This window comes from Streptomyces sp. 13-12-16, from assembly GCF_002114215.1.
GTDB lineage: Bacteria > Actinomycetota > Actinomycetes > Streptomycetales > Streptomycetaceae > Streptomyces.
Genome location: NZ_NCTE01000361.1, coordinates 13,649 through 18,027 on the forward strand (window position 1 = coordinate 13,649; position 4,379 = coordinate 18,027).

At 70.6% G+C, this 4,379-nt stretch carries 6 protein-coding genes; all 6 read right to left on the minus strand.

What is annotated here, in order from left to right:
- A partial coding sequence (locus B7767_RS48025) for a DUF2637 domain-containing protein (RefSeq protein WP_256923443.1) occupies positions 1-343 on the minus strand: 343 nt, incomplete at its 3' end.
- 22 nt (positions 344-365) lie between these two features.
- A complete protein-coding gene (locus tag B7767_RS15270; protein WP_085572669.1) occupies positions 366-578 on the minus strand; it encodes a hypothetical protein in 213 nt (70 codons plus the stop codon).
- An 84-nt stretch (positions 579-662) separates the two neighbouring features.
- Positions 663-2,030, minus strand: a complete 1,368-nt coding sequence (locus B7767_RS15275) for an FtsK/SpoIIIE domain-containing protein (RefSeq protein ID WP_085572670.1) — start codon at positions 2,028-2,030, stop codon at positions 663-665.
- 5 nt (positions 2,031-2,035) lie between these two features.
- Complete coding sequence (locus B7767_RS15280; protein ID WP_085572671.1) at positions 2,036-2,383, minus strand: hypothetical protein; 348 nt, start codon at positions 2,381-2,383, stop codon at positions 2,036-2,038.
- Between the two features lie 181 nt (positions 2,384-2,564).
- Positions 2,565-3,386, minus strand: a complete 822-nt coding sequence (locus tag B7767_RS15285; RefSeq protein ID WP_085572672.1) for a protein phosphatase 2C domain-containing protein — start codon at positions 3,384-3,386, stop codon at positions 2,565-2,567.
- The gene (locus tag B7767_RS15290) at positions 3,383-4,234 is read right to left on the minus strand and encodes an RNA polymerase subunit sigma-24 (protein ID WP_085572673.1); all 852 of its coding nucleotides are present in this window, start codon (positions 4,232-4,234) and stop codon (positions 3,383-3,385) included. The genes B7767_RS15285 and B7767_RS15290 overlap by 4 nt, the downstream gene beginning before the upstream one ends.
- Positions 4,235-4,379: the final 145 nt, after the last annotated feature.

Genomic DNA, 4,379 nt, shown 5'->3' on the forward strand with positions numbered 1-4,379 from the left:
AGAAGGCGACGGCAGGCCAGCCCGCGACCGTCACGCGGAGCCAGGCCGGTACGTTGTCCAGGTCGAGGAGCCCGGCCGTGGCGACGTTGGCACCGAGGGACGCGGCCAGGGCGATCAGTAACCACAGCCGCGGACCACCGGCCGCCTGTCCCGCTCGTTGCGACTGACGCATCCGGCGCCAGGCGGCGACCAGGAGCAGGTCGACGCTCACGGGGTAGGCCCATGCCTTCCAGCCGTCCTGTCCGGCCGCCGCAGCGAGGTCGTGCAGGTGGGAGAAGGACAGGGCACCGGCGATGACGGCCTGAACGATCACGGCGTCCACGCGGGCCAGGTGAGCACGCATCGGCTCGACTCCTTTCGCGTGATCAGCCGTCGGACTTGAGGAAGTCGGCACGCTCACGGGCCAGGCGGGCCACCTCGGCGGTGTCGGCGTCGCCGGGCGTGTGGGCGGCCATCCGCTCCAGCAGTTCCGCCTTACGCTCCATGAGCGCGGCGTGGTCAGCGGAGGTGTGGTCCTGCCGGAGTGCGGCCAGGTCGGCGATCAGCGCGCTCACCTCGGTGATGGTGGGGCGTGACATGGGTTTCCTTCCGGTTTCGGGCATGGACGGAGTAGGGACGCGGCGTGAGGCGGTCACGCCGACCGTGGGAGAGGGAAAGGGCGGTTACTCGGTCACCGGGCGGACGGCGGGGGCCGCAGCCGAGGACGAGGACGGCTTGGCCGCCTCGGTGACGACGACGGGCCGGAAGGAGTCGAGCCGGGGCAGTTCCGGCACCAGGGCGGCGGTGTCATGGCAGACGGCCGCCGCGTCGTCGAGGGTCAGGTGCGGTGAGCGGACGCGGGACCAGCCGCCGGAGGAGTCACCGACGACGGCGATGCCGGGCCGGTCGGCCGGGATCGAGGTCGCGGCCAGGGCCGCCTCCGGGGAGACGTCGGCCAGTGCCATGTTCGCCGACGACTCGTCGTTGACGCGGTGGCAGACCCGGCCGGTCAGCTGAGCACGGAGCATCGTGGCGCCCTTGCCGAGTTCGGAGCCGAAGCGCTGGCCGCACACCTCCAGGTAGATGCCGGCCGCACGCCCGAGCTGGGCGAGGCGGATCAGCTTGGTGACCATGGCGTCCCGCCGCTTTTCGTCGTCCCTGCTCGCGGCGAGGAAGAGTTCCGCCACTTCGTCGACGACGACCACGACCGGCACCGGCCGTACTGCTTCCGACAGCCCCCACACGTCCGAGGTGAGCACGGCGTCCGGACCGGCCACGCCCGAGAGCCCGATCAGGCGGAACCGTGTCTCCATCTCTTCCAACAAGGCGTCGAGGAGATCGTTCGCCCGGTCCGGATGATCAGCAAGGGCGGACAACCGGGGTGCGAACGGCGCCAGTTCGACGCCCCACTTGCAATCGATGCCGACGAGCACGACCGGTTGACGGGCCAGGCCGCACAACAGGTTCCGCAGGTAGACGGACTTGCCGGACTGCGTAGCACCAAGAATGAGTTCGTGCGGCACGGTGCGGAAGTCCCGGACGTGCCATGCCCCGTCCTCCCGCAGCGCGAGCGGCAGGCAGAGCGGGCCGGCCGTCTGCCGACGCCGGGCGGGACGCACCTCGGCGAGTACATCCCAGCCCACCAGGCGCAGTTCGAGGCGTCCCGGCTTGGTGGAGCGGACGTGCACGGCATGAGCACCCCAGGCGTGCCGTAGCCGGTCGGCCGCGGCGGTGAAGTCCTCGGGCGCCTGCCCGGCAGCCAGACGCAGCCGCATCACGAGACCGGATCCGGTCGGCCACGGCAGCGAGTGACGAGGCGGTACGGGAGCCGCCTGCCACCCCACCACCCGGGCCGTGGCCCGGCGGAGGGCCGAGGCCGGAACCGTCAGGCCGCACGCGTCCATCGTCGCCCGGTACGAGGTGAGCACCCGCAGGGCGACGGCCGGGTACCCGACGAGCCACCAGAACAGGACCGGCAGCCGACGGCGGAGCACGAGCAGCGCGGCCAGGACCAGCAGGACCGGTAACAGCACGCGGACGATGTCAGCCATGGCCGTCAGCCCTGCGCCGGTGCGGGAGAGCTGACCATGACAGCGTCGGCCCGGTAGGCGATGCCGTGCCGGGCGCGCCCGCCGAACTCGCTCTCCCAGGGCCGGGCCACCAGGCCCGACAGGAAGACCGGTGCGCCCATCATCAGGCCGTCACCGATGCCCTGTTCGGGGACGGTGACCTTGATCATGTCCGAACCGCCGGCCGCGATGAACACCAGCTCCAGCGTCATGAGCCGCTGGTTGGTCACCGGGTCCACGGCGACCTCTCCGGTCTGCCGGTCCCTCACCTTGACCTCGGGCAGCTTGGTGACGAGGAGCGTCGCGTCCGAAGTGCTCACGGGGATGACACGCATTTCTGGACCTCACTGAGTTGTGGGCGCCGGTCACCCCGGCACCGCGCGAAATGAGTACCCCCCTAGACACCACAAGGGAGGGCCACCCCAACTGTCTAGGGGGGTTGACGACCACTGTAAACCGACACCCCGTCAACTGTCTAGGGGGGTATACGTGCGTGTCTTGGCGTCCGCGGACGCTCTACGGCAGCGCCCAGTGAAGGACGGTGGCGTCGTCCCGCGTCTTACCACGCGGCCAGCGTCGGCCGTCGGGGTCGCCGGCCTCGGCTTCGCGCACGCGGCGGATCAGCTCGTCCGGTCCGGAGGAGTCGAGGACGGTCAGGGTCTGCCGCCAGTCGTCGAGGCGGAAGCGGTCGACGCGTCGCGTCGCGCCGTCGCTCATCAGCGTCACGGATGCCAGTGATTCCAGTGGCACCGTCCCCGTCAGGGCGTGTTCGGCCGCCCGCGGTTCGGGGCCCGCGATCCAGAAGCCGCCCGGCCGGTTGCGGAGCCCCGTCAGGGCGTCCCGGTACTCGGCGAGCGCGGCGGAGTGCTCGGGTGTGCCGGTGGGCAGCACGTCGACCGGCCCGCGCAGCCGCTTGCCGACGTCGTCCAGGCGCCGGTCGGTAACCACGTCCGTACTCCCGCCCTTGTCGGCGAGGAGGAGTGAGGAGTCACCGAGGACCAGGTACTCCAGCACTCCCCCGCCGGCCCGTACGGCGACGACCGTGCTGGTGGGACTGGCCCGGTAGGCCAGATCGCACGTGTCCTCGTGCAGGGCCCGGACGAGGCCGAGGGAGTCAGCCAGACAGTCAGCGAGCGGCCGGGCCGGCTGCACGGTGATACTGCGCAGCAGCAGACCGCCCAGCGTCGAGGAGAACCAGGCAACGCCATGCGTGCAACCGGTCTCGGCACCGCCGACGCCGGCACCGTCGAGGAGGACCGCCGCACCGGGCGCGGCAGCGGCGAAGTCCTCGTTCTCCCGGCCCAGTTCGGCGGATAGTGAGGCTAGGGCGATCCTCACGCCGAGGTGTCCTCGTCGTGCCGGTACAGGGGGCAGAGCAGTTCGACGGACTGCGGTTCGCTGGTCTCGGGGTCGTACTCGACGCCCACCAGCGTGGAGAAGCGACGGTCTCCCACCTGCCCCCACAGTGTGTTGAGGTCGTTGGCGAGCAGCTGCACGACGCCGAGGGAACCTTGCGTGTGGATACCGGCGATGGCGAGCAGCGAACCGGAGCCGTCCGGGCGCGACAGCCGGCCGATATATCCGACGTCGTACGGCCGGGCCGGATCGCTGTCCTGTCCCGACCGGTGCACGGTGCCGGTGCGGCGGTCCACCACCGTCCAGGGCCCGTCTTCCGCGCGCTCCCAGCGCAGTACGGGATCCTGCCCGTACGTCTCCCACATCTCCTGAGACATGCGCGGCCCGCAGACGACGACCAGGCCGTCCCGGTTGAGGTCGATCTCACCGCTCACCGGCACGTGTTCCGAGGTGACGTCGAGCCCGTACGACCGCGCCAGGTCTTCCAGACGCTTGCCGGAACTGACGTCGTCCACGGCGACGACCGTCCGCCCGCGTTCGTCGTCACGCCGCAGCGGAGTGGCGACGGTGACGGCGCCCCGTCCGAGGAAGGCACCTTCCGGCGCCGGACCGGTGTGCCGGATCTGGTGAATCCGTCCGCGGCTCAGACCCGCCTTCGCGGCGATCTGCGCATACGACAGCCCTTGCGCGTGGAGGTCCTGGACCACTCGCCGGCGGAGCCGGGCCAGTTCGGTCACCTCTTGCTGCGCGTCGGCCAACCGGGTCGTGACCTCGCGCAGGAGCAGGTACGGATCATCGATCGCCATGATCCGTTGCAGCTCGTCCGACATGACCTCACCTCCTGGCAGTAACCAGGAGCCTAGAGCCCTAGACGAAATGGGCGGGAGACGCCGTCCTGTACGAACGCCGATCACATAGAACCCCGCCCGTCGCCGAGGTACACCGCGAGGACTCACCCTGCGCTGCTTATAAGGC

Bases quoted from the DNA above. Each gene is read 5' to 3' on its own strand.
- B7767_RS15270 (WP_085572669.1), bottom strand. From the start codon at position 578: ATGTCACGCCCCACCATCACCGAGGTGAGCGCGCTGATCGCCGACCTG.
- B7767_RS15275 (WP_085572670.1), bottom strand. From the start codon at position 2,030: ATGGCTGACATCGTCCGCGTGCTGTTACCGGTCCTGCTGGTCCTGGCC.
- B7767_RS15280 (WP_085572671.1), bottom strand. From the start codon at position 2,383: ATGCGTGTCATCCCCGTGAGCACTTCGGACGCGACGCTCCTCGTCACC.
- B7767_RS15290 (WP_085572673.1), bottom strand. From the start codon at position 4,234: ATGTCGGACGAGCTGCAACGGATCATGGCGATCGATGATCCGTACCTG.